The sequence below is a fragment of the Microbulbifer mixtoriginis (SeqCode) genome, from assembly GCF_052466765.1.
The window spans coordinates 738,834-763,442 of sequence record NZ_CP174289.1 but is presented as its reverse complement, the minus strand read 5'-3'; the positions used below and the strand labels follow the sequence as shown (position 1 = coordinate 763,442).

Here is a 24,609-nt window from a genome sequence, read left to right as displayed (position 1 = left end):
CTATGCTCGAGGCGCCTCTTGAGTATTTAGCTCTAAAATTGAGGGCCGCTAAAGAAAAATCTTAAAATCCCCCCCCTGCTTTTAAAGCGGGGTTTAATGCAAAAACGGCGCTGGTGCGCCGTTTTTGCTCTCTTCTAGGATTCTTCTTCGACTTCATAAAGCGCCTGATGACGCTGCGCTTTTTTGCGCTCGCTACGCTCTTTTAGGCAGCGTTCTGCGGAGGCAAATGTGTCATTCACCGCTCGGTGGATAGACTCATTTTCATTACTGATGGTCACGGGATTGCCACTAATGGCAAGTTCAAGGGAGGCTTTGTATTGCTTGCCTTTGCTTTTGTGTTGGTGGGGAGCTTCCAGAACTACACGACTATGTATGATGTCGCCACAATAACGTTCCAGTTTGTGTAACTTCTTAGATACCGTATTTGACAGGGCAGCAGATTTGTCGATATCGCGGAACACAATGTTATCGTTAGGCGCTGATTTCATGGATAAATACCTCCGGTTATAGGAAACCATGCAGGCCGCTTGTGCGGTTTGCTATTCAAAGAAGGTAGGGCGCCCTAATGGGAGGGGTCGAGTCCGCAGTTGAATCGCCGAGTCGCCGGTAGCGCAACGAATAATTGCTGTCTGAGCAGCTCTGGGTGTTTTACGTCCGGGTCGGGTTTCCGCTGTGTTCAGCGATCGTCTCCCTGTTACCCATAATGCTTCCGCTAAAAAAAAAATCAAGCGCTATCGCTTGAAAATGTCACATAAAATTCGGCGAAGCGTCATTAAGACGACTTTAGCACTTAGGTTTAAGGGGATTATTCATCAAATGGGGGCAAAGGGTGGACGAGAGGTCATTGCTCGCGAGCTCAGGCCTGCGTAAAATTGACAGTGCTGCGACAGAGTACATAAAGTTTTGAACAAAATTTAACCTCTGCGCTTTTATCTTACGAGTGTCGAAAAATCGAGAAACAGGTTCTGGACAATGGCGGTAAAGCGGTATTGCTCGCTCTTCTTGGCGGGCTTAGTAGTTTTTAGCGGAATGGCAGCGCAGGCGCAGTCAAACCTCACTGTGGAAAAAAACCGACTGGCGCGCCTGGAGCAGTCCCTGGAAAACAGGCAGGTTGAGCTGGAAGATATTGAGAATGAATTGCTTTCTTATGAGTATAAGCTCGAGCGTGCGCAGGAATCTCTCAACGAGCTTCGCAAAGAGTATGAGGCGAGCCGTGTCGAGCTCGAGGAGGCGCGTAGGCTCCATGAATCCAATGGCACCTCAGATTCTGAGCGTCGCCTGACCAAAGCCAAGCACGGCTTTGCAATGGCCGAGCGAGGGGTGGATAGCCGCAGCCGACGTTTAGAGTTTATCAAGGTGAACCACCAAGAGCTTTTGGCTAGGCTCGACGAAGAGAAAAAAGGCATTGCCGAGACCAAGGCCAAGGTTTCTGCTCAGCAGGATAAGATTAGCCAGGTGGTGGATTCTATGCTGGCCAAGGCAGAGGCTTCTGAGAGGCGTGCCGCTTTGGCAAAAAGTGCTAAAGCTGAAGCAGCAAAGCCAAAGCCTCCTAAGCTGAAGACAGCGGCAATTGAGAAACCCCAGAAACGACAGGTGCAACCTGAGCCGGTTCCGACTGTTAAGAGAGATATTGATCCCGAGTTGCTTGCCTATGTCAAGCGGGAACAGAAACGTCTGAGTCTTTTACTTTCCGATAAAGAGGGGGAAAACAAACAGACTTTCCGCAATTTGCTTCTGAAGCCATCTAGTGGGGGGCGTCAACCTTTTGAGTTCCTGGGGAAGAACCAGTATCGTTTAGTGGCAACAGTTCATGCTGGTCGACAGACATACAAAATCAACACTTGGAAGTTCCGTCGTACCATACCTGCAGAAGATGATGGCGAACGCTATGTTTTTATTTTTGATGCTCGGCGCCTTTCACGTCCCCGCCTAGTGATGTATCCAGAATATGTCTTAGACGCTCTCAAATAGGAAGTCTCAGCCTCTCAAGAGGATGCAAAAAGTCCGCTCAGTGCGGGCTTTTTTATTCTACGCTTTAGTCATTTAGTAAGGGTACTTTGAGTAAGGAGTGGTAGTGGCTTTTTCCTGCCAGGGGAACACTCTCATAAAGAATGACATTTTCGACTAACACGGATGAGTTTAGGTTGCGCGGTGCAATATGCTGAAATCCCTCTTTATTGCGACTGCGTGCTAAGGTGATATGGGGTCGATATTCCTGACTTTCTGGTTCCATTCCAAGCTCGCCAATAAATTGCCGGCATTCCTCATGGAGTTCAGTTAAATTAGGATTTAGGGCTAATTCTACAGCAAGAATTTTGGAGTGCTGTTTTGGGAAAGGGGTTAAAGAACAAACCCTACTTTGAAAACTTCCTTTGCAGTGTGCAAGCTCAATAAGTCCCTGCTTAAGCTGGGGGATTTTTTCTTTCGGAGTGCTCCCAAGAAAAGCCAAGGTCAGGTGCCAGTTATTGGGGGTTGTCCAGCGTATATGGTTAGTAGTTGTGTCTTTTAGCTGCTTTTGGCACTGAGTGGTTATCTCGTCTAGGAATGCTTGTGATGCCACATCAGGTTTAATACCAATAAATAACCTGCTAGTGGATTGATCTGACAAATTTTCTTCTCTTTGCATTTTTTCCCTTTGGGACCTTGAAATAAAACTTGTGGCCCATACCTATTGAGTACGGCTGGTAGCTTTGAGTGTGAAAGTGCCCCGTTAGCAATGCTCGTGCTTATTGGCGAGCAAAATTGAATATTGCTCTGAATTGAGGATATAACTATGCGTAATTTTGATTTTTCCCCTCTGTATCGATCTGCAATTGGTTTTGATCGTATGGCCAGTCTGCTGGATGCAATGAGCTCCAGTGAGCAAAAACAACCCTCATACCCTCCCTATGATATAGAACTTACTGGTGAAGATAGCTATAGAATTACTATGGCTGTGGCTGGGTTTGAGCAATCTGAACTCGATATTCAGGTTGAGCAAAATCGCTTAAGTGTGAGCGGTAAAAAACCAGAAGATATTGCACAAAGAAACTTTCTCCATCGAGGAATTGCTGCGAGAAATTTTGAGCGACGCTTCCAGCTAGCAGATCACGTCAAAGTGACTGATGCGAAGCTTGCCAACGGCCTGCTTCATATAGAGCTGGTTAGAGAAATACCTGAAGCGATGAAGCCTCGAAAAATCCAGATCAGTGAAGGCGCTTTACTGAATCATGAGCAGGCTGAAAGCGTCACGGCGAAAAAAAAGCCTGACACGGTAGCTGCATAAGTTGACACTTTCTTGCCCCCTGTGCCGCCATCGCGCGGCACAATTCTATTATCGAGATAAATTTCGCAGTTATTACCAATGTAATAACTGCGAATTGGTGTTTGTACCCGCAGAATACCATTTGACTCCAGTTGAAGAGCATGCCTATTACAATCTGCATGAAAATTCTATGGAGGATGAAGGGTATCGCCGTTTCCTAAGCCGTTGTGCCAAGCCCTTATTGAAAGAGCTTTCTGTTACTAGTGTGGGGCTGGATTTTGGCTGTGGACCAGCGCCATTATTGGCGCGAATTTTAGAGGAGCAGGGCCATAAAGTTGAGTTGTTTGACTGTTATTACTTCCCTGAGCGTCGGGTGCAGGAAAAAAGCTACGACTTCATAGTGGCGACAGAAGTGGTGGAGCACTTGAGCGCGCCTGGCGATGAGTTGTCGGCTTTGTGGGCACGATTACGTGTTGGCGGTGTGCTGGCACTGATGACCAAGCTGGTTATTTCTCGAGAACGCTTTGCCAGCTGGCATTATATTCGCGACCCAACACATATTTCCTTCTTTTGTGTTGAAACCTTTCAATGGCTGTCGCGAAAATTAGGTGCGGAACTACACTTTGCAGATAGTGATGTTATCTTCCTGAAAAAATCAGGTATTGACCCGGAATAGCTTGGCTCTGACGGTGGCCCGATATTCGCTTGGTGTAGTGGCAAGGAATTTTTTGAACAGTGCAGTGAAGTGCCCCATATCCTGGTAGCCGACTTTTTCGGCAATTTCATTCACGGATAGATTACTGGATTGCAGCAGTTCCCGGGCCATATCTACACGAACATTTTGCAAATATTGCAGCGGTGTCTGTCCTGTAGCTAATTTAAAGCGGCGGTTGAAGGAGCGCACACTCATGTCGAACATTTGCGCTACCTCACTGAGACGCACCTCGGTATTACAGTGCTCTTTTAGCCATGCCTGGGCCTGTACAATATCCTCGTCTGGATGTAGGTGCACCGAACCTTCTGAGTAAGCAATCTCCTCAAATGGTCGGCGAATTTCATGGGAGAAGTTACGCTCCACATGACTGGCTACAGCGGCTCCATAGAGCTGGCGAATCATATGAACCGTGACATCTGCCAAGGCATTTACGCTGGCGGCACAAAAAAGTTTGTCAGCCTGAGTGATAAAATACTGGCGCTTCAATTTAACATTTGGGTAGTCCGCGCTGAACTGGTCGAAATAGTGCCAGTGTGTAGTGGCGGGTTTGCCATCAAGGAGGCCTGCCTCGGCTAGAAAGCAAACCCCAGTACCCACGGCGTTGATCGCAGCTCCACCTTCGGCCTGGCTCCGTAGCCATCTTAAAAGCTTTCCACTGCGCTTCAGGGCTGGGCGGGGATTGCGCCAAAGCGCAGGAATGTAGATCAAGTCGCTGTCTGGTGCCTCTTCCAAAGACACGTCAGGTTGAAAGGTAAAGCCGCAGCGGGTTTTTACCGCTTGTCCATCTATGCTGGCTGTTACTAGGCGCAAGGGCTCTGCCAGCCTTTCCACTCGGGCGCGGCTTTCGGCACCGCGCAGCATTTCTAAGGGCAGAACTGTGCCGGTGGCCAGCATTTGATCAATCAGAAGAAAGGTAACCGTTCGCATTACATACTCAGGCGGGGTTGCGCCATTGGCCAAAACACTCAATTTTGCTGGCCAGTATGCCCATAACTGGACGGAATCGCCAGCCCCTACACTCCCAAATATCAAATTTGTAGTGTTTAGCTTGGCTGGAGGTCAGGATGCAGCGCCTTCCCGTAATTACCGCGTTCGGTGGTTTTAACCCTGCAGGACGCAGCTCCTTTCACCGGGGCTATGCCCGCATGGTGCTCGACAAACTCGGACAGAGGGAGCGGACTGATACGCTTTCTGATCTCGCCGCATTGATGGGGTTGCGTACAGGCGTCGAGGCCAAAGGCCCCCTCGAGTCAGCGCTGGAGGAAATGGTTCTCAAGGGCACCTTGGTGCGAGAATTGGAAGCGCGAATCTACGATTACCACAGGTGTCATTTTCACCAGGCGGCGAATCTTTCAAATCCCGCTGGTATTTCTTTTGAGATTTCTACGCGCCAATTACCCCATCCACTGCCAGAGGGATGGCAAGTGGAAACTATTGGTAGTGGTAGGGTTCGTGTGGCTACATCAAGTTTGTCAGTCATGCTGGATAGCTTTCGCGAGATCCCAGTGGGGGCGGCAGGACAGCTGCCCACAGGCTTTGAGCCTGGTGAGCTTTACAATTCCCGATTCCACCCGAGGGGATTGCAGTTGGCAGTGTTGGGTGCATCTGATGCTGTTCTCTCTATGGGGGTGGATTGGCAGGATGTTGTTGCTGCAGCTGGTCCCGGTAATATTTCTGTTTACGCCTCCTCAGCGATGAGTCAACTCGACCCTTATGGAAACGGAGGCTTGATGCAGTCCCGCTTGCGCGGTTCCAGGGTTAGCTCCAAGCAGTTGGCGCTTGGGCTGAATAGTATGCCGGCAGACTTTGTGAACGCCTATGTGCTGGGTAATGTTGGTTCTACTGGGGCGGTTACCGGAGCTTGTGCGAGCTATTTATACAATTTGCGCGCAGGGGTAGAGGATATTCGCAGTGGTCGGGCCAGGGTGGCCGTTGTTGGTGCTACTGAAGCGCCATTGGTTCCCGAGATTGTTGATGGTTACTCAACCATGGGAGCGCTTGCTACCACTGAAAACCTGCGAAAGATTTCTTCGGGCGAAGTGGACTTCCGCCGCACTAGTCGCCCGTTTGGGGAGAATTGCGGTTTTACTTTGGGGGAGGGTACCCAGTGGGCCATCTTGATGGATGACGCTTTGGCTGTTGAACTGGGGGCGAGTGTCCACGGTGCGGTTACAGGGGTGTATATCAATGCTGATGGCTTCAAAAAGTCGATTTCCGCACCGGGGCCAGGTAATTATCTAACGATGGCCAGGGCGATGGCGGAGTCGAAAGCTATTGTCGGGGATGAAAGTCTGAAGAAGCGCAGTTTTGTTCAGGCCCATGGATCTAGCACACCGCAAAATCGCGTAACAGAGTCTGCGATTCTCGATCGTTTGGCTTCCGTTTTTGGTGTGCAGGAATGGCCGGTTTGTGCTGTTAAAGCTTATCTTGGGCACACGATAGCGGTGGCGAGTGGTGACCAGTTAATTTCGACCCTGGGAGTTTTTGATAGGGGAATTTTACCGGGTATCGTCACGATTGACAGAGTGGCAGATGATGTTCACCAGAATAACCTGCAGATCTCTTGTGAGCATGTGGAGAGAGATCCCGCTTCACTGGATCTCGCTTTCCTGAATTCTAAAGGTTTTGGGGGGAATAATGCGACTGCGGCTGTACTCTCTCCTCACTTGACCCGCTCAATGCTGGAAAAACGCTACGGGTCAAAAAAGATGCTTGCTCATCATAGAAAAAATGAGTCTGTCGTGGAGCATGCTGTAGCGTACGATGAAAAAGCAAGCAGAGGAGATTTACAAACTATCTACCGTTTTGGAGAGGGGCTGGTAGATGATGCTCAAATAGGCCTTTCTGTCGATAAGGTCTCATTTCCAGGGTTTCCTCCTGTAGAGCTCGATGTTGATAACCCCTTTACCGATATGGTTTAAAAGGCCCGTGCATCGGTAATGTATGATGCTTAAAATTTTTCCTGCCAATTAAGGGGGAAACCTCCTTTGGCAGTTGGCGGAGTGAGAGATTCAATGTCAGGCATGGATGTTTGTAGTGAAGTTAGTGATGCCGGGGATCTTGGTGCCCGGCTGAAGCTGGTGCGAAAAATTTATGGGATTTCCCAGCGACAACTTGCGCGGCAAGCGGGCGTTACCAATGCCACTGTGTCTTTTATAGAGCAGGGTCGGGTCAGCCCATCTGTGGGATCGCTTGAGAAGATATTGAATAGTGTCCCCATGTCTCTGGCTGAGTTTTTCTCCCTGGAACTTGCCGAGCCAGAACAAATTTTTTTTCGCGCCAATGAAATGCCCGATATTGGTAATGGTCGGGTTTTCTGTCATTTGCTCGGCGGCTCCCGCCAGGGTCGCGCCATGACAATCCTCCGTAAAGTGTTTCCCGCTGGGCAGGATACCGGTTCAGGCCAATTGCTACTCAATGGGGAGGTGGGGGGGATTGTTATTGCTGGAGAGCTGGAGGTTACAGCAGGATCAGAGTTTGCCCTGCTAGAGGAGGGGGATGGTTATTACTTAAATGCACGGCGCCCACATCGCTTCCGCAACCCCGGAAGTATTGACTGTGTGGTTTTCAGTGCCGTGGCTGCCACTCCCTCATCGAATATTCCCTGCGCTTCCCGTCCAAACGAGTCTTTCTATAAAGGGTGATTTACGCCACCGTGCTGAAAAGGTGGATTGATCCGCGATAGACTGACTCCGCCTGTGTAACCAGCCTGTGAGATATGGCTGGTTGTTTTCTGTACTTTGGCGCTCTTGGTGCCAGTTCTTTTGTAAGAAATAGTATTCAAACAATCGTTTGAATCTGGCTATACTACGGCTGACCATATTGGGCCAAAGTGTCACCGCACCCTGCGGGGCGGCCCTTGGTTGCAAAAAAATTCCGACCCCGGGTCCAGGATTGCGGCCCAGAATAAAAGAGGTCAATCAATGTTATTTAGTGGCAAAGCGCTCACGGTTCAGATGCTGGATAACGGCATCGCCGAGCTTAAATTCGACCTGCAAGGCGAATCCGTCAACAAGTTCAACCGCCAAACGGTTTCCGAATTCTCTCAGGCTCTGGATGCAATTGAAGCAGCAGATGGCATCAAAGGTGTGCTGCTGACCAGTGGCAAGAGCGTCTTTATTGTCGGTGCTGATATCACTGAGTTTGGCGGTGCTTTTTCTGCAGGCGCAGAGGGCGTTGCTGATCTGATGAATCAGAACAACGAAAATATCAACCGCCTGGAAGATCTGCCGGTACCGACTGCGGTGGCAATTAATGGCTACGCGCTCGGTGGTGGTTTTGAAGTGTGTCTTGGCTGTGACTTCCGCCTGATGGGCGAAGAGGCCAAAGTTGGCCTTCCGGAAGTTAAACTGGGCTTGATCCCGGGCTGGGGCGGCACCGTTCGCCTGCCGCGTGTAGTGGGTGTTGATGTCGCTGCTGAGTGGATTGCAGCAGGTAAAGAGCAGAAGCCGGCTGCCGCTCTGGAGGCTCACGCTGTTGATGCGGTGATCCCCACTGACAAACTCAAAGATGCAGCGGTCAAGCTGCTTGAGCGCGCTATCAATGGCGAGCTGGACTACAAAGCCATTCGCGAACTCAAGAAATCTCCGATTCCCTTGAATGACACCGAAGCGCTGATGGCCTTCTTTACCACCAAGGCATTTGTGGGTCAGCAGGCGGGCAAAAACTACCCTTCTCCTGTAGCTGCGGTTGAGTCAATCGAGCAGGGCTACAAGCTGACTCGCGATGAAGCGCTGAAAATCGAGCAAGAGAAGTTTATTTTCTGCGCGCAGACTGGCACTGCGAAATCTTTGGTAGGGCTGTTCCTGGCTGACCAGGCAATTGGCAAGGTTGCCAAAGGTTGGGAGAAGAAAGCCGATAAGCCGATTGAGCGTGCGGCAGTATTGGGTGCTGGCATTATGGGTGGCGGTATCGCTTACCAGTCTGCCTACAAGGGCACTCCGATCAAGATGAAGGATATCGACCAGAAGGGTATCGACCTTGGTCTGAATGAGGCGAACAAGCTGCTGTCCAAGCTGGTTGATCGCAAGCGCCTGACCCCCGTTAAAATGGGTGAAGTGCTCAACCGTATCGAGCCTACCTTGAGCTACGACGGCTTCAACGATATCGATGTTGTTGTGGAAGCCGTGGTTGAAAATCCCAAGGTGAAGCACGCAGTATTGAAAGAAGTGGAAACCAAAGTAAGCGAAGACACTGTAATCGCTTCTAACACCTCCACTATTTCTATTAACCAGCTGGCTGAGCCGCTCTCCCGCCCGGAAAACTTCCTCGGCATGCACTTTTTCAACCCAGTGCACAAAATGCCGCTGGTTGAGGTGATTCGCGGAGAGAAAACTTCCGACACAGCTGTAGCTCGCGTTGTTGCCTACGCAAACAAGATGGGCAAGAAAGCTATTGTTGTACGCGACTGTCCGGGATTCCTGGTTAACCGCGTTCTCTTCCCTTACTTTGCCGGTTTCTCCATGCTGGTGCGCGATGGCGCTGACTTCCAGGCCGTTGACAAGGTGATGGAGCGCTGGGGTTGGCCGATGGGGCCCGCTTACCTGATGGACGTTGTTGGAATTGATACCGGTGTTCACGCGGAAAGCGTAATGGCTGAAGGCTTCCCCGATCGTATGGGTAAAACCTTTACCGCTGCTTCCGACGTTATGTATGAAGCGGGTCGTTACGGCCAGAAGAACAACAAAGGCTTCTACAACTACGAGCAGGACAAAAAAGGTCGCCCGAAGAAAGTGGCTACTGAAGAGTCCTACGAGCTGCTTAAGCCGCACGTTGCTGAACGTCGCGAGTTTGAAAAAGACGAAATTATCGAGCGCATGATGGTGCCTATGGCAACCGAGCTGGCTCGCTGCCTGGAAGAGGGTATCGTGGATTCCCCAGCTGAAGCCGATATGGCGCTGATCTACGGCATTGGCTTCCCTCCATTCCGCGGTGGAATCTTCGCGTGGCTGGACAGTATTGGTCTGGATGAGTTCGTGAAGATTGCCGATAAGTACGCCGATCTGGGTGAGCTGTACAAGCCGACCGATCGCATGCGTGAAATGGCCGCAAGTGGCAAAACCTACTACGGCGAAAAGTAAGGAGAATAGCGATGAGTTTAAATCCTAGAGATGCCGTAATCGTCGACTACGCGCGTACGGCCATGGGTCGCTCGAAGAATGGTGTATATCGCCATGTTCGCGCTGATGATATGTCCGCTGAACTGCTGAAAAAGTTCATGCAGCGCAATGACAAGCTCGATCCTGCCGAGATCGATGACCTGATCTGGGGCTGTGTTATGCAGCGCGATGAGCAGGGCTTTAATGTAGCTCGCTTTATCCTGCTGCGCGCAGGTCTGCCACACACTATCCCGGCGCAAACCGTCAACCGCCTGTGCGGCTCCTCTATGTCCTCCCTGCATACTGCAGCTGCCAACATCCAGGCTGGCGTTGGCGATGTGTACGTTGTGGGTGGTGTTGAGCACATGGGTCACCTGAATATGATGGAGCATGTTAGCCCCAACCCAATGCTGGGTCGCTATATGGCTAAAGCTGCCGGCTCCATGGGTATGACCGCTGAATACCTGGCGATGATGCACGGTATCCAGCGTCAGCAGATGGATGAGTTCGGAGCGCGCTCTCACCATCGCGCCGCTGAGGCTACCAAGGCTGGCAAATTCAATCGCGAAATTATCGCTATTGAAGGCCATGACGATGACGGCGTACCTTTCCTGGTTGAGACGGACCAAACCATCCGTCCTGACACCACCGTGGAAGGTCTGGCTCAACTGAAGCCGGCATTCGACCCAAAGCACGGCCAGGTAACAGCTGGCACTTCCTCTCAGATCACCGACGGTGCTTCTGTGATGCTGGTAATGTCCGCTGAGCGTGCTCAGGCTTTGGGTATGACCCCTATTGCTCGCGTGAAGGAAATGGCGCTGGCCGGTGTTGATCCGTCTATTATGGGTTATGGCCCGGTGCCTTCCACCAAGAAGGCGCTCAAGAGAGCGGGTCTAACTGTCGGCGATATCGACAAGTTTGAGCTGAATGAGGCATTTGCAGCGCAGGCGCTGCCGGTGCTGAAGGACCTGGATCTGCTCGAGCAGATGGATGAGAAGGTCAACCTGTACGGTGGCGCTATCGCTCTTGGCCACCCCTTCGGCTGCTCGGGCGTTCGCATTACCGGTACCTTGTTGAGTGTTATGCAAAACGAGGGTGGAAACCTTGGTGTATCCACCATGTGTATCGGCTTGGGGCAGGGAATCACCACGATTGTTGAGCGAGTTTAATCTCCCGCACCCCACAAAAGGCGCCTTTCTGGCGCCTTTTTTATTTTTTTCAGTAAAGTGTTGATGCCTTTAAAATGCTGTGGCACAATCTGCACCCCTTGTCGCGATGAGGTCTTCAAAAAGATCGAAACCCTATATATATCAATGGGTTAGCGGTAAGAGAGTTTCGGGGACGTGGTGAAATTGGTAGACACGCCAGATTTAGGTTCTGGTGCCGAAAGGTGTGGGAGTTCGAGTCTCCCCGTCCCCACCAAATCAAAAACCTTGAAGTCCGTGTGACTTACCCTGGAGGGGTGGGTGCGGGCTTCTTGTGTATTTGGCGGAAGCTCAAAATATTGTTTTGATGTTTCCCCATGAGGTTGCTGACTAAGTCTCGGTGACCCGGTATTCGTTGGCGCTGCGGCGCGATTACAGAGATAGTCTCACGAGGATAAACATGCAGGTTTCCATCGAAACTACTTCCGGTCTGGAGCGTCGCTTAACGGTCAACTTGCCGGCGGAAGTCGTCGATAAAGAAGTGGACAAGCGCCTTCAGCAGGCGGCTAAGACTGTTCGTATAAACGGTTTCCGCAAAGGCAAGGTGCCGATGAAAGTTGTGCGTCAGCGCTTTGGTGCCGGCGTTCGCCAGGAAGTGCTCGGCGAGGTTATGAGCCGTTCCTTCTACGATGCGGTTCAGCAGGAAGAAGTTAAGCCTGCCGGTCAGCCAAGCATTGAGGCAAAGCAAACTGCAGCTGGCGAGAATCTGGAATACGTCGCCACTTTTGAAGTTTATCCAGAAGTAGAATTGGCCGACCTGGCTGAAGTTAGCGTTGAGCGTCCAGTTGCAGAAGTAACTGATGCGGATGTTAACAATATGGTTGATGTACTGCGTAAACAGCAGTCTTCCTGGAAGGATACCAAGCGCAAGGCACAAAAAGGTGATCGTGTTGTGATCAACTTCTTGGGCCGTAAAGATGGCGAAGAGTTTGAAGGCGGTAAGGCCGAAGGTCACCAGTTGGTACTGGGCTCCGGCCAGATGATCCCCGGTTTTGAGGAAGGTATCCTCGGCATGAAGCCCGGTGAAGAGAAAGATCTGGACCTGACCTTCCCTGAAGACTACCAAGCTGAAGAGCTGCGTGGTGCTGCGGTAACCTTCAATATTAAAGTTACCTCTTCTGAAAAGCCTGAGCTGCCCGAGCTGAATGAAGAATTCTTCGCGGCATATGGTGTTCAGGAGGGTGGAGAAGAGAAGTTCCGCGAAGAAGTTCGCGGTAACATGGAGCGTGAGCTGAAAAACGCAGCGCTGAACAAGGTTAAAACCCAGGTGATGGACCAGTTGTTTGAACAGCACCCGGTCGAATTGCCTTCTGCCCTGGTCGCAGGTGAGGTTAGCACTCTGCGTGGACAAATGGTTCAGCAGTTTGGTGGCCAGATCAAAGCTGAAGATGCTGAGCGTATGTTGCCGGACACTATGTTCGAAGAACAGGCCAAGCGTCGTGTAGTTCTAGGTCTTGTTGTCGGTGAGATCGTTAAGAAAAACGAACTGTCTGTAGATGCTGACCTGGTAAAAGCTAAGGTTGAGGAGCTGGCTTCTACCTACCAGCAACCGGAAGAAGTAGTTGAATACTACTACAATAACCGCGAGCTGCTCTCTGGAGTTGAATCGGTAGTTCTGGAAGATCAGGTTGTGGATTTTGTACTGAAGTCTGCAAAAGTCGAAGAAGTTAAAAGTACTTATGACGACGTGATCAAACCGCAGAAGCAGGGTTAATTATCCCTTTATCTCCGAATGCATTGGCGCCCGCTTCAGTCGGGCGTCGTTGCATCTCCTTCCTTTTTACCGGCTGGCTTTATCCTGCCTGACCGGTTAAGCTCTGGAAACCTAATTTTCAGCACGGGCGCCTAGCGCTTGCATGCTGGCCTGCCGAACACGCCACAAAAGGAAGCAATGGTACCTATGGCACGAATCGATTATCCCCAAGCCTCAATTGACCCCTTAGCGACTGGTTTGGTGCCCATGGTGGTAGAACAAACTGCCAGGGGTGAGCGTTCCTTTGATATCTACTCACGTCTATTGAAGGAAAGGGTTATTTTCTTGGTTGGCCCTGTGGAAGATCACATGGCTAATCTGGTAGTTGCCCAGTTACTGTTTCTCGAAGCAGAAAATCCTGATAAAGACATTCATCTGTATATCAACTCTCCCGGTGGATCTGTAACTGCAGGTATGTCCATTTATGACACCATGCAGTTTATCAAGCCGGATGTGAGCACCATGTGTATTGGTCAGGCTTGCAGCATGGGAGCCTTCCTGCTGACGGCGGGAGCGCCAGGTAAGCGGTTTGCCACCCCTAACTCCCGGGTGATGATCCATCAGCCCAGTGGTGGCGCTCAAGGACAGGCTAGCGATATTCATATTCATGCTCAGGAAATCCTCAAAATTCGTCATCGCTTAAATGAGTTGATGGCCCACCATTCTGGCCGTCCGGTCAGTGATATTGAGAGAGATACTGAGCGTGACCACTTCCTGAGTGCCGATGAGGCGAAGGAGTATGGTCTAGTGGATGATGTACTTTCCCGCCGTCAGGCTCTTGAAAAGTAACACTATCAACAAAAATATTTTGCTAAAGGCGTGAAGAGAGAACCTGAGTTCTTTCAAAGTCATTTCTCAGGCAGAGGGGGCTTGAAAAAAACGCCAAGAGACAGCATCTTGCTGTAATAGCTGAATTAAAGGCCCTGGTAGGCCAGTGACCACGGAGTATTTTGATGACCGACAAAAGCAGCGGAGAAGATAGCGGCAAATTGCTGTACTGCTCCTTCTGTGGCAAAAGCCAGCAGGAGGTGCGGAAGCTGATTGCTGGGCCGTCAGTCTTTATCTGCGATGAGTGTGTCGAGCTCTGCACCGATATCATTCGCGAAGAGGTCCAGGAGACTGCGGAGGGCCCGGAGGGGCGCCTACCCACGCCGCGTGAAATCACCGAAATTTTGGATCAGTACGTGATTGGCCAGGAGAGGGCCAAGCGTGTCCTGGCGGTTGCGGTTTACAACCACTATAAGCGCCTACGTAGTAAAACTGGCGTTAAAGGCAAAGATGATGTTGAGCTGAGCAAGTCCAACATTCTTCTGGTGGGTCCAACTGGTAGCGGTAAAACCCTGCTGGCTGAAACCCTTGCGCGGCTGCTGAACGTGCCGTTTACCATCGCCGATGCCACCACTCTTACTGAGGCTGGCTATGTCGGTGAGGATGTAGAAAATATCATCCAAAAGCTGCTGCAAAAGTGTGATTACGATGTTGAGAAGGCCCAGCAGGGAATTGTCTACATCGATGAAATTGACAAAATTTCACGTAAATCCGATAACCCATCCATCACCCGGGACGTCTCTGGTGAGGGTGTGCAGCAGGCACTGCTAAAACTGATTGAAGGTACTGTGGCTTCTGTTCCCCCTCAGGGCGGTCGTAAGCACCCGCAGCAGGAATTCCTGCAAGTGGATACCTCTAACATCCTGTTCATCTGTGGCGGTGCCTTTGCGGGCCTTGACAAGGTGATTCGCGATCGCTCAGAGAAGGGGGGGATTGGGTTTAGCGCTGAAGTGAAGTCTAAGGATGGAACCAGTAACTTTGGTGAAATTCTGCGTGACCTCGAACCAGAAGACCTGGTTCGCTATGGTCTTATACCAGAGTTTGTTGGGCGCCTGCCGGTTACCGCGACCCTGGAGGAGCTCGATCGCGAGGCTCTGGTGCAAATTCTCACTGAGCCGCGCAATGCTCTGACCAAGCAGTATGCAAAACTCTTCGAAATGGAAGATGTAGAGCTGGACTTCCGTCCAGACGCCTTGGATGCTGTGGCTACTAAGGCTATGGAGCGCAAAACTGGTGCCCGGGGACTTCGCTCTATCATGGAGTCGGTGTTACTGGAAACTATGTATGATATTCCATCTTCTGATGATGTCGCTAAGGTCGTTATCGATGAGGCGGTGATAAAGGGGGAGTCGGCACCGCTGTTGGTTTACGAAAGTGAAAGCCAGCCGCAAAAGGCGGCGCCAGAGGAATAACTCCCCATATTAAAAAGCCCCACTTGTGGGGCTTTTTTTATAGCCAATTGTTATTCAAATCTATCTTTTCTGCCTGTTTGACATGCTTAACTACCAGCGGCCAGCCAGTATTCAGTTGAATTCGGCACAAATTGGTCGCGAGATTAGACTTGTATTCCGGGCTCTCCCCCCCCATCTCTAGCAACTGACGGGCGGTGGCCCAAATTAAGCTGTCAATTTCAACAGCAGCATGATGCCGCGCCAAATACCCAGTGATAGGGCCGAGAGGAGTTCTATGGATCAGTCATCCGACACCAAGCTTGAATATCCGTTATTGCCATTGCGCGATGTTGTTGTTTACCCCCACATGGTGATTCCGCTGTTCGTCGGCAGGGAAAAATCCATTGAGGCTCTGGAAGAGGCCATGCGCAGGGATAAGCAAGTGCTACTCGTAGCCCAGAGGAGAGCATCGGAAGATGACCCTGGCGCCGAGGACATCTATCGCGTTGGTACTATTGCTAGTGTTCTGCAGCTTCTCAAGCTTCCAGATGGCACTGTGAAAGTGCTTGTGGAAGGGGGGGAGAGGGTCAATATCCTCGATGTTGCCGAGCACGATAATCACTTTGAGGCTACTGTCGAGCCTATAGAAACTACTGAGCTGTCCGAGGGAGAGGCTGAAGCCTTGGTGCGCTCGGTTATGTCTCAGTTCGAGCAGTATGTCTCCATCAGTAAGAAGGTCCCCAATGAGGTTATTACCTCGCTGTCTGGCATTGATGAGCCGGGGCGCTTGGCGGATACCATCTCCGCGCACATGTCCCTCGAGCTGGCTCAGAAACAAGAGCTGCTGGAAACCTCCAATGTCAAAGAGCGGCTGGAGCATTTGCTCGGTTTGATGGATTCCGAGATCGACCTGATACAGGTGGAGAAGCGTATTCGCGGCCGTGTTAAGAAGCAGATGGAAAAGAGCCAGCGTGAGTACTACCTCAATGAGCAGATGAAGGCGATTCAAAAAGAATTGGGCGAAATTACCGAAGAGCCCAATGAAATTGAGGAGCTGGAAAACAAGATTGCAGATTCAGGAATGTCTGCAGAGGCGGAAAAGAAAACCCGTGCCGAGCTGGCCAAGCTGAAAATGATGTCGCCCATGTCGGCAGAAGCATCGGTATTGCGTAGCTACATTGATTGGATGTTGAGCCTTCCTTGGAAAAAAGCTAGCCGCGTACGGCATGACCTGAAGAAAGCCGAAGAGATTCTCGAGAAAGAGCACTATGGCCTAGAAGAGGTGAAAGAGCGTATCCTCGAATATCTTGCTGTGCAAAAACGTGTCAAGAAAGTGAAGGGGCCGATCCTTTGTCTGGTTGGGCCTCCCGGGGTTGGTAAGACCTCACTCGGGCAGTCTATCGCTCGTGCGACTAACCGCCAGTATGTGCGTATGGCCCTTGGTGGCGTTCGTGATGAAGCAGAAATCCGCGGACATAGACGCACTTACATAGGTTCTCTACCAGGTAAGCTGGTACAGAAAATATCCAAAGTCGGCGTTAAGAATCCGCTTTTCCTGCTCGATGAGGTCGACAAAATGGGTATGGATCAGCGTGGTGACCCCGCGTCGGCCCTGCTCGAGGTACTTGATCCAGAGCAAAACAAGACATTTAACGACCACTACCTGGAAGTGGATTACGACCTTTCCGATGTGATGTTTGTGTGCACCTCAAACTCCATGAACATCCCCGGTCCTTTGCTGGATCGCATGGAGGTTATTCGTATCCCCGGTTATACCGAGGATGAGAAGCTCAACATTGCCCAGCGCTACCTGGTACCCAAGCAGCGTAAAGCCAATGGGTTGAAAGAGGGTGAGCTGGAGCTTTCTGACCAGTCAATCCGGGATATCGTTCGTTACTACACTCGTGAAGCGGGTGTGCGGGGGCTCGACCGGGAAATTGCCAAAGTTTGCCGCAAGATTGTAACGGAGCATGTCCGTAATCCTTCGGACAAAAAAGCGATAGTGCAGCCTGAGGAACTGGAAGAGTTGTTGGGTGTGCGCAAGTTTGACTTTGGACGCGCCGAGGAAGAGAACAAGATCGGGATAGTTACCGGCCTAGCCTGGACAGAGGTGGGCGGTGAGCTTCTCAATATTGAGGCCTCTGCTGTTCCGGGTAAAGGGCGCATGATCAAGACCGGTTCTCTCGGCGATGTGATGCAGGAGTCTATTCAAGCTGCCTTGACAGTGGTGCGCTCGCGCTCCCAGGCGCTCGGTATTGGCCCTGATTTCCATGAAACAAGGGATATCCATATTCATGTTCCGGAAGGTGCAACGCCAAAAGATGGGCCCTCTGCGGGTATCGCCATGTGCACGGCACTGGTTTCCGTACTGACCAATATTCCAGTTCGTTCGGATGTGGCAATGACCGGAGAAATCACCCTGAGGGGAGAAGTTTTACGAATTGGAGGTCTGAAGGAAAAGTTATTGGCAGCGCATCGGGGCGGTATAAAAACTGTGCTGATTCCTGCGGATAACGAGCGAGACTTGAAGGATATTCCCGACAATATTCTTCAGGATCTGGTGGTAAAACCGGTTAAATGGATTGATCAGGTTCTTGAGTTGGCGCTTGAGCACAAACCCGAGTCTCTTACTGATGAGGAATATTCTGCTTTGCAAAAGCAGGCTGAAGAGCGCTCACAGAGATCCGTTCAAACCCATTAATCGCATTCGGGGTGACAACTGTCACCCCGTAACAATTTACAAGACCAAAATCTAACCACAAAATTGATTTTTGTTGCCTGAGGTTTGTCTTACCGGCCGGAAACCCGCATGGTTCCTTGACCCGCTACCGGGCAGTTGGTATAAAACGGGCCTTATTTGGCCGGCGCTAAAATTGCCGGTGGTTAGAAAGTTACGAGTAGGGATGCCTTGCCTGAGGGCATGCCCTAAACATATTTAAAAGAACAGAGGGATTAAGCGTGAATAAGTCCGAACTGATTGAAGCTATTGCTGAGTCTGCAGATATTCCTAAAGCTGCAGCTGGCCGTGCTTTGGACGCAATGGTTGACAGCATTACTGATGCGCTTAAAAAAGGCGATCAGGTTGCCTTGGTGGGCTTTGGTACTTTTGCAGTAAAAGAGCGTGCAGCCCGCACTGGCCGCAACCCACGCACTGGCGACCCGATTGAAATTGCAGCGGCAAAAATTCCTAACTTCAAGGCCGGTAAAGCCCTGAAAGACGCCGTAAACTAAGTTTCGGTGAACTTCGAAACCTTGTAAAAGTCGAAGTGCAAAGAGGCGTGTCAATTTCGATACGCCTTTTTTGTATCTGCTAACAGTTGAACAATTAGAGTGAAAATTCGGAGCTGAGCATGCTTCAGTCCATGCGCGATAACCTGAAGGGAACGGCAGCCATTATTGTTGCGGCATTCTTTGGGTTCATTATGGTCATTGGGGGAATCGATTTTTTTACCGGTGCCAGTGGTGGTGCCACCGACGCGGTCGCCGAGGTCAATGGTGAAAAAATCACTAATATGGATTTGCAGCGGGCCATACAAAACCGCCGCAGTATGATCATGAGCCAATACGGAGAGGATGTTCCGGCGGACTTGATCAGTGATGAGCAGCTGCGTGAACCGGTTTTACGCCAATTGATTTCCACTTCAGTCATGCGCCAGGCTGCTCAGGAGAGTGGTATGGTGATGAGTACCGCTGCGGTTAATAAGGCGATTACCGATATTCCGGCCTTCCAGGTCAACGGTACCTTTAACACCCAGCTATATCGTGATGCCTTACGCCGTATGGGGTATAGCACAGCTAGTTTCCCGCAAATTGTTGAGGGCGATCTGTCTTTGCAACAATATGCGGATAGCGTTACTGCCAGTGCCTTTACCACCAAGGAAGACGCTGAGCAGATAGTTGCAGCCTCTATGGAAGAGCGCGACTTTTCCTACGTTGTGTTGCCTGTGCAGGAGTTATTGGCCTCTACAGACGTTAGTGATGCTGAAGTTGAGCAGTATTACCAAGCCAACCAGAGTCAATACCAGCGGCCTGAGCAGGTAGCGGTTGAGTATATTGAGCTGACTCCGGAGGTTTTTGCCTCCAACATTGATATCTCTGAAGAGGATGTTCGCGCTCAATATGACCTGGAGCTTGCTAATTTTGGTTCTGATCTTCGCCGTCGTGCAGCGCATATTCTTTTGGAAGATGCAGATCAGGAAAAATTGAATGAAATTCAGGTGAAACTTGACGCCGGTGAAGATTTTGCTGAACTGGCCAAAAGTTACTCGGAGGATATTGGTTCCCGTGATGAAGGGGGAGACCTCGGCTTCACTACTGGCGATGTATTCCCGCAAGCTTTTGAAGAGGCCCTTGCTTCACTGGAAGTTGGGCAGGTATCTGCTCCAGTTACCACTGATAGTGGCACTCATTTTATTAAGCTCTTAGAAGTGGAAGAGAGTGAGCCGCCGGTCTTTGAAGAGCGTAAGAGCGCTATTGAAAATCAGTTGCGTACTGCGGCAGCGGAAAGAGAGTTTCTGGATGCCCTGAGTCGCTTGGCAGATCTGGCCTACAATGCTGAAAGCTTGGCAGGTCCGGCTGAGGAATTAGGGGTATCCTTACAAACTAGCGGTCTTTTCTCTCGCTCAAATGGTAGTGGGGTACTGGCTAATGGTCAGGTAGTAGAGGCTGCTTTTTCTCCAGAGGTGATGGAAGACGGCAATACCTCTGATGTGCTGAATCTCAATAATGAGCATTCTGTCGTATTGCGAGTGACTGACTCCAAGCCTGCAGGTGTTTACCCGTTGGAAGAGGTGCGCGAGCAGATTGTTGACGTTCTGAAGCGTGACAAGGCGAGTGCTCAGCTTGCCCAAAAGGCGGAAAGCTTGAAAGAAAGTTTGGCAGCTGGCGGTGATTTTGCTGAGCTGGCCCAGGAGCAGGGCTTGACCCTGGAGGCTAGTGATAAGACTCGTCGAGGTGGTTTCGGTGAGCGCGCTGAGATTAATAGCAAGGCTTTCTCTATGCCTGTGCCTACGGCAGGTTCTGAGGAGTTGGCTGTTTTTGCAGTGAGCAACGGCAACCAGATTGTTTTGGCATTGCGTGATGTGCGTCCAGGAGACCTCTCCCAGCAGAGTAAGGAGCAGCGCCGAGCCTTGATGCAGCAGTTAGCATCAGTGAATGGTGGTGCAGAATTGGCTGCAATTCGCCGTTACCTGTCTGATCAGGCCAAAGTGGAGCTTAGTTCTGCAGGCGAATAGCAGGTAAGCCTGTATAGGCCGGTCAATTTGGCCAATAAAAAACCCGGCTTTTGCCGGGTTTTTTATTGGGGTTAATACCGCTTGGAAAAAAGATTAGCTGTTATGTGCACTATCGACGAAGAGAGTTAAGCGCTGGCCGGGTTGTAGATATTTCGACTTGGGAATTTTGTTCCAGCGTAAAATATCGTCGATTTTGATACTGAACTTATTGGCAATTCGGTAGAGGGAGTCTCCACTTCTTACCTTGTATGAGAGTTTGCGAGTGGTACGGTTGCTGCTACCTGCCCCCCCATTGTAGGCAACCAGTGTCCGGCCTGGGCGAAGGGTGTCCCCTGGAGCCATGCTATTCCAGTGAGCGAGCTCCTTGACGCTCACTTTCAGTTTGCGCGAGATGGCCCAAAGGCTGTCACCGGGTTGTACTGTGTAGCTCGACCTCTGCCCTTGGCCAGTAGCTTGGCGCTGTTTCACTCTCTGGTCTACGGTGTACGCATACTGGCCCTCTGGACCAGAGGCGCTAGGGATAAGTAGGGTTTTACCCGCGCGAATATTGTTGTTTCGCAGCTTATTGGCTTCACGAATGGCTGAGATGGTTGTCTGATAGCGCCGCGCGATGGTAGAAAGCGTATCTCCGCGGGCGATAGTATAGCGTTCCCAGGTTACGCGTTGCTCTACGGGCAGTTCTTCCAAGGCCGACTCAAAGCGCTCTAGGCTATCTACTGGGATAAGCAGGTGGTGATTGCCATTGGGGTCAGTGGCCCATCGGTTAAACCCGGGGTTGAGTAGATAAAGCTCATCCAACTCGATTTGAGCAAGCTCTGCGGCTTGGGAAAGATCTATCTGGCTGCCAACGTTGACGCGGGCATAGTAGGGTTCGTTAGCGACTTCGTGTAGAGGTACCTTGTAATGCTCTGGGCGGGATACTACCTCAGCAAGTGCTAGGAGCTGTGGTACATAGCGTTTTGTTTCGCGCGGTAACTTGATTTCCCAGAAAGAAGTTCCTCGTCCTCTGCGGCGGTTGCGCTCTATTGCGCGACGCACAGTTCCTTCCCCAGCATTGTAAGCTGCTAGAGTAAGCTCCCAGTCGCCATCAAAACGCTCGAATAAGTATTTGAAGTATTTTACGGCTGCGCGAGTCGATTCATGTACATCTCGGCGTCCGTCATACCACCAATTTTGCTGGAGGCCGAAAGAGCGACCGGTTGCGGGGATAAATTGCCACATTCCGGAGGCTTGTGCATGAGAGTAAGCAAAGGGATCGTAGGCGCTCTCCACTATAGGCAATAAGGCGAGCTCAAGAGGCATATTTGCCTGCTCTAACTCCTCTGCAACATGAAAGATATAGCGGCGAGACCTCTCTGTAACCCGCGACATATAGCCTTCATTACGAGAGAAATAAGCAATGTAATCCCGCACCTTCGGATCTTCGGTGCGGTGATTGAGGCGAAATCCCCGGCGCAGGCGCTCCCAGATATCTGTAGGGGGCGGGGCTGCTTCCGTGGAAATAGGGGAAGATATCTCAAGGTTATTTGCAGGGCTGGTTTCTTGCGTCTGCTGACTTTCGCTATCGGGAGATGAGCCAGTCTCAGGTATTTGCGAGCAAGCTCCAACCGTAGCGGCCAGCAATGCTGCGGCAAAATTCTTGTGAACCATGTTTGATATCCGCGAGTAATTCTTTTAATTCCCACTCAGCTCGCGCGAAGGCGCTTATTTTTTGCTAACACTGAGCATTGGATCATAGCCTTCTGATTCTAATTAGTGGGAATAGTTTCGGTCAATGTAGATGGATAAAAAACAGACAGTATTTAAGGGCACTAAGCTGCTGGTCGTGACTTATGGGGTTATGGCCACCTCTATTAGAAATGGTCTTTCCAGTCGCGAAGGCTGGAAAATATTTCAACTTCACTGAGCTCTTCGGAAGTTTCCCGCCCCAGATGATGGGCACCACTTTGAGCAACCTCTGGAAATTGGCAGCGCAAGAAAGGGTTTGTTGCCAGTTCCTCGGAAATGCTGCTAGGCAGGGTCGGCTCGCCGGATTGCCGCAAGGTTTGGGTGTGGGCTAGTCGTTCACTAACCGCAGTATTTCCAGGCTCTACAGTATGGGCAAACCGAAGGTTGCCGAGCGTGTATTCATGGGCACAGTAAACAAGGGTATGTTTTGGTAGTTTGGTTAGCATTTGTAGGGAATTGAGCATCTGCTCTGGGGTTCCCTCAAATATGCGGCCACAGCCGGCGGCAAAAAGTGTATCGCCACAAAATAGATGAGGCTGCTGACTGCCGCTGGCAGATTCCTCTTTCAGAATTATCGCTAAGTGGTCCAGGGTATGGCCGGGAATACCTCGGACTTCAGTTGGTAGTCCTAACAGTAAAAATGTATCCCCGTCGGCAATTGGATTAGTTACTCCCTTGATGGATTTGGGGCCGAACACTGGGCACCCGTAATGCCTATGCAGTGTTTTGATGCCGCCTGTATGATCATAATGATGATGAGTAATTAAAATGCCACTTAGGGGGGCTTCCCCTAAGGTCTTGATTACCGGCTCGGCTTCACCGGGATCGACGACCCAGTGCTCACCATCCTTCTCAAGATGCCAGATATAGTTGTCATTCAATGCGGGAATAGGGGTTACGGAGAGCATATTTGTTCTGCCTGCCAACTCAATGCCGGAACGATATCATGGATATTAACCGAAAGGTGTAGAGGAGGGTGCTTACCTAGCAGCAAGCTTTCTATAGTGTCTCGTAAATGAATGATCGACATGATGTTAAACTGCATAGCATTTAGAGCTAACCACCATAAAGGATGGCTACGGGAGTGCAGGATAATCAATTTGATTTCTGCCTGGTTCTTAAGGAGAGTGAATGACTGATAAGTCCAGATCTCGTGAGTCGATAGAGTCATCGCTATTGCGCAAAGCCAGTCCGGCCCTTTCTCACTGGTTTTCAAGCAGTCTAGGGCATGAGATTCTTTCTCAGCAATTGGCGCTGACCCAGCCTTTGGTTGAAGGATTCTTTGGTTACCATCTATTGCAGGCGGGGGTTACTGATGCCGTAGATTTTGCCGCTTCTAGCCGTATTAATCATTGCTTTCGCTTGGCGGTTTGCCCGGAGCAGCAAGGGGCGGCTATTGTAGAGATGGAACACCTGCCACTCCCCTCTGAGTCAATTGATGTGGTCCTTTTACATCATTTGCTGGACTTTTCCACTCATCCCCATCAAATTTTGCGTGAAGCGGCGCGAGTACTGATACCTGGTGGTCACATGCTGGTAATGGGATTCAATCCCTTTTCTTTGTTGGGTCTATCACGCCTGTTATTTTCACGTGGAGCCTATCAAAAAGGCAATCAATTGAGGGCCGCCAGGATTGCTGACTGGATGAACCTACTGGATCTCCAGGCTGAACAGATGCATCGAGGCTTCTTCCGCTTGCCTTTACAGCAACGTGAGCTACTTGCTAAGTCGGCCTGGATGGAGAGGCTCGCTAACCGCCTGCGCTTGCCTTGGGGTGGCTTTTACATCATAGTCGCGCGCAAAGAAGTGGCGCGGGTGCGGACAATCAAGATAGATTGGCGCGCTGAGCGTAAGCCTGCCCTGGTAGCAACACCTACAAGTCCCCGTGTCGCTGCACGGGGAAAACATCAGAAGCGATAGCTCTGGGGGAGTCTCCAGAAGCTGATTTACTCCTATTTCTGGCACTGATTTTGAAGCAAATTACTATCTACACAGATGGCGCCTGTCGTGGCAACCCGGGTCCAGGTGGCTGGGGAGCTCTACTGGTTTACGGAGAGCATGAAAAAGAGTTATGTGGAGGGGAGTCCCATACCACCAATAACCGTATGGAGCTGATGGCTGCGATCAAGGCATTGGAAGCCCTGAAGCAGCCCTGTGAGGTTGAATTACATACCGATTCCCAATATCTAAGGCAGGGGATCACTGGTTGGATCAATAACTGGAAAAAGAATGGTTGGAAGACGGCGAGTAAAAAGCCAGTAAAAAATGCCGATCTCTGGCGTCAGTTGGATGAAGGTGTTGCCAGGCACCAGGTCGAGTGGCACTGGGTGAAGGGCCATGCTGGCCACCCTGGAAATGAGCGGGCTGACCAGTTAGCTAACCGTGGTATAGATGAGCTGTAATTCTGACGGGG

20 protein-coding genes and 1 tRNA gene are annotated in these 24,609 nt (G+C 50.7%); 16 read left to right on the top strand and 5 right to left on the bottom strand.

Features of this window, described 5'->3' with window-relative positions; all coding sequences use genetic code 11:
• Positions 1-134: 134 nt before the first annotated feature.
• Positions 135-488: an HPF/RaiA family ribosome-associated protein gene (locus ACJJIV_RS03225; RefSeq protein ID WP_252085368.1), complete on the bottom strand. Its 354-nt coding sequence runs from the start codon at positions 486-488 to the stop codon at positions 135-137.
• Positions 489-972: 484 nt separating this feature from the next.
• Between ACJJIV_RS03225 and ACJJIV_RS03220 the strand changes: the two genes are divergently transcribed.
• Positions 973-1,971 carry a coiled-coil domain-containing protein gene (locus ACJJIV_RS03220; protein WP_444885427.1) on the top strand — a complete coding sequence of 333 codons (999 nt, stop codon included), beginning with the start codon at positions 973-975 and terminating at the stop codon, positions 1,969-1,971.
• A gap of 64 nt (positions 1,972-2,035) precedes the next feature.
• Here ACJJIV_RS03220 and thpR read toward each other — a convergent pair whose 3' ends face one another.
• Positions 2,036-2,626: an RNA 2',3'-cyclic phosphodiesterase gene (thpR, locus tag ACJJIV_RS03215; RefSeq protein WP_252085370.1), complete on the bottom strand. Its 591-nt coding sequence runs from the start codon at positions 2,624-2,626 to the stop codon at positions 2,036-2,038.
• A gap of 147 nt (positions 2,627-2,773) precedes the next feature.
• On the opposite strand from thpR, the gene ACJJIV_RS03210 reads away from it, so the two are divergent.
• Positions 2,774-3,265, top strand: coding sequence for an Hsp20 family protein (locus ACJJIV_RS03210; RefSeq protein WP_252085371.1), 492 nt, complete (start codon positions 2,774-2,776; stop codon positions 3,263-3,265).
• Positions 3,266-3,386: 121 nt separating this feature from the next.
• Complete coding sequence (locus ACJJIV_RS03205) at positions 3,387-3,920, top strand: class I SAM-dependent methyltransferase (protein ID WP_444890732.1); 534 nt, start codon at positions 3,387-3,389, stop codon at positions 3,918-3,920.
• Here ACJJIV_RS03205 and ACJJIV_RS03200 read toward each other — a convergent pair.
• Positions 3,900-4,886: a GlxA family transcriptional regulator gene (locus ACJJIV_RS03200; RefSeq protein ID WP_444890731.1), complete on the bottom strand. Its 987-nt coding sequence runs from the start codon at positions 4,884-4,886 to the stop codon at positions 3,900-3,902. The genes ACJJIV_RS03205 and ACJJIV_RS03200 overlap by 21 nt on opposite strands.
• 137 nt (positions 4,887-5,023) lie before the next feature.
• On the opposite strand from ACJJIV_RS03200, the gene ACJJIV_RS03195 reads away from it, so the two are divergent.
• The 11 genes from ACJJIV_RS03195 to ACJJIV_RS03145 all read left to right on the top strand — a co-directional run bounded on the left by ACJJIV_RS03195 (position 5,024) and on the right by ACJJIV_RS03145 (position 20,468).
• Entirely contained in the window at positions 5,024-6,880 is a 1,857-nt protein-coding gene (locus tag ACJJIV_RS03195; protein WP_444890730.1) for a beta-ketoacyl synthase, read from the top strand.
• 93 nt (positions 6,881-6,973) lie between these two features.
• On the top strand, positions 6,974-7,603 hold the full coding sequence (locus ACJJIV_RS03190; protein WP_444890729.1) for a helix-turn-helix domain-containing protein: 630 nt from the start codon (positions 6,974-6,976) through the stop codon (positions 7,601-7,603).
• A gap of 279 nt (positions 7,604-7,882) precedes the next feature.
• The gene (fadB, locus tag ACJJIV_RS03185) at positions 7,883-10,039 is read left to right on the top strand and encodes a fatty acid oxidation complex subunit alpha FadB (RefSeq protein ID WP_444890728.1); all 2,157 of its coding nucleotides are present in this window, start codon (positions 7,883-7,885) and stop codon (positions 10,037-10,039) included.
• An 11-nt stretch (positions 10,040-10,050) separates the two neighbouring features.
• Positions 10,051-11,226 (top strand): acetyl-CoA C-acyltransferase FadA, encoded by a 1,176-nt coding sequence (fadA, locus tag ACJJIV_RS03180; protein WP_444890727.1) that lies wholly within the window; start codon positions 10,051-10,053, stop codon positions 11,224-11,226.
• Between the two features lie 168 nt (positions 11,227-11,394).
• Positions 11,395-11,479 (top strand) — tRNA-Leu (locus ACJJIV_RS03175).
• A gap of 183 nt (positions 11,480-11,662) precedes the next feature.
• Positions 11,663-12,976: a trigger factor gene (tig, locus tag ACJJIV_RS03170; protein ID WP_444885418.1), complete on the top strand. Its 1,314-nt coding sequence runs from the start codon at positions 11,663-11,665 to the stop codon at positions 12,974-12,976.
• A gap of 186 nt (positions 12,977-13,162) precedes the next feature.
• Positions 13,163-13,804, top strand: a complete 642-nt coding sequence (gene clpP / locus ACJJIV_RS03165) for an ATP-dependent Clp endopeptidase proteolytic subunit ClpP (protein ID WP_252085379.1) — start codon at positions 13,163-13,165, stop codon at positions 13,802-13,804.
• A gap of 164 nt (positions 13,805-13,968) precedes the next feature.
• Positions 13,969-15,255 (top strand): ATP-dependent Clp protease ATP-binding subunit ClpX, encoded by a 1,287-nt coding sequence (gene clpX / locus ACJJIV_RS03160; RefSeq protein ID WP_252085380.1) that lies wholly within the window; start codon positions 13,969-13,971, stop codon positions 15,253-15,255.
• Positions 15,256-15,529: 274 nt separating this feature from the next.
• The gene (lon, locus tag ACJJIV_RS03155) at positions 15,530-17,935 is read left to right on the top strand and encodes an endopeptidase La (RefSeq protein ID WP_444890726.1); all 2,406 of its coding nucleotides are present in this window, start codon (positions 15,530-15,532) and stop codon (positions 17,933-17,935) included.
• A gap of 257 nt (positions 17,936-18,192) precedes the next feature.
• Positions 18,193-18,465: a non-specific DNA-binding protein Hbs gene (hbs, locus tag ACJJIV_RS03150; protein ID WP_067086576.1), complete on the top strand. Its 273-nt coding sequence runs from the start codon at positions 18,193-18,195 to the stop codon at positions 18,463-18,465.
• Between the two features lie 119 nt (positions 18,466-18,584).
• A complete protein-coding gene (locus ACJJIV_RS03145) occupies positions 18,585-20,468 on the top strand; it encodes a SurA N-terminal domain-containing protein (protein ID WP_444890725.1) in 1,884 nt (627 codons plus the stop codon).
• Positions 20,469-20,561: 93 nt separating this feature from the next.
• Here ACJJIV_RS03145 and ACJJIV_RS03140 read toward each other — a convergent pair whose 3' ends face one another.
• Both ACJJIV_RS03140 and gloB read right to left on the bottom strand, forming a co-directional pair.
• The gene (locus ACJJIV_RS03140; protein ID WP_444890724.1) at positions 20,562-22,118 is read right to left on the bottom strand and encodes a LysM peptidoglycan-binding domain-containing protein; all 1,557 of its coding nucleotides are present in this window, start codon (positions 22,116-22,118) and stop codon (positions 20,562-20,564) included.
• A gap of 203 nt (positions 22,119-22,321) precedes the next feature.
• Positions 22,322-23,104 (bottom strand): hydroxyacylglutathione hydrolase, encoded by a 783-nt coding sequence (gene gloB, locus ACJJIV_RS03135; protein ID WP_444890723.1) that lies wholly within the window; start codon positions 23,102-23,104, stop codon positions 22,322-22,324.
• Between the two features lie 223 nt (positions 23,105-23,327).
• Here gloB and ACJJIV_RS03130 point away from each other — a divergent pair, with 223 nt between their 5' ends.
• Positions 23,328-24,116 carry a class I SAM-dependent methyltransferase gene (locus ACJJIV_RS03130; RefSeq protein ID WP_444890722.1) on the top strand — a complete coding sequence of 263 codons (789 nt, stop codon included), beginning with the start codon at positions 23,328-23,330 and terminating at the stop codon, positions 24,114-24,116.
• A gap of 50 nt (positions 24,117-24,166) precedes the next feature.
• Positions 24,167-24,598 (top strand): ribonuclease HI, encoded by a 432-nt coding sequence (gene rnhA / locus ACJJIV_RS03125; RefSeq protein ID WP_252085386.1) that lies wholly within the window; start codon positions 24,167-24,169, stop codon positions 24,596-24,598.
• The last annotated feature ends 11 nt before the right edge of the window (positions 24,599-24,609 follow it).